We start from the raw sequence: 854 nt of genomic DNA, 5'->3' as shown, positions 1-854 counted from the left end.
TGGCGATGCTGGATCCGGCCGGCCTGGACGGGGTGGCGCTGGTGTTGGCCGGGGAGGCCTGCCCACCGGAGGTGGTGGATCGCTGGGCGCCGGGTCGGGTACTGGTCAATGCCTATGGGCCGACGGAGACCACGATGTGTGTGGCGATCAGCAGCCCCCTGCAGGCCGGTTCTGGGATACCACCGATCGGGTCCCCGGTGTCCGGCGCGGCGCTGTTCGTGCTCGACGAGTCGTTGCGCCCCGTTCCCGAGGGGGTGGTCGGGGAGTTGTACGTGGCCGGATCCGGTGTGGCTACCGGGTATCTGGGTCGGGCGGGGCTGAGCGCGTCGCGATTTGTGGCCTGCCCGTTCGGCGGGTTCGGCACGCGGATGTATCGCACCGGCGATTTGGTGCGTTGGAACAACGACGGGCAACTGCAATACTTCGGCCGCGCCGACGAGCAGGTCAAGATTCGCGGGTATCGCATCGAGCTGGGTGAAATCCAAACGGCGTTAGGCGCTTTGGATGGTGTCGAGCAGGCGGTGGTGATCGCCCGGGAGGACCGCCCCGGTGATAAGCGGCTGGTCGGCTACATCACCGGCACTGCCGATCCGGTCGCGGTGCGGGCCGGGCTTGCCCAGCGGTTGCCGGGGTTCATGGTGCCCACCGCGATCGTCGGGCTGCAGGCGTTGCCGTTGACCGCCAACGGCAAACTCAACACCCGCGCCCTGCCGGCCCCCGAATATAGTGCCGGTCTTTACCGGGCCCCGCACACCCCCACCGAAGACCTGCTGGCCGGCATCTACGCCGACGTCCTGGGCCTCGAGCGCGTCAGCACCGACGACTCCTTCTTCGAACTCGGCGGCGACAGCATC

General features: G+C 68.4%; 1 protein-coding gene. It reads left to right on the top strand.

Annotated elements, in window-relative coordinates:
• Nucleotides 1–854: non-ribosomal peptide synthetase (locus A5680_RS14975; RefSeq protein WP_156675120.1), on the top strand; the 854-nt coding region annotated here is incomplete at both ends.

Origin of the sequence: Mycobacterium sp. E2989 (assembly GCF_001667595.1) — a bacterium.
Classification (GTDB): domain Bacteria; phylum Actinomycetota; class Actinomycetes; order Mycobacteriales; family Mycobacteriaceae; genus Mycobacterium.
Note: the sequence above shows the minus strand (reverse complement) of the source record. Positions and strands in the feature narration are given on the sequence as shown.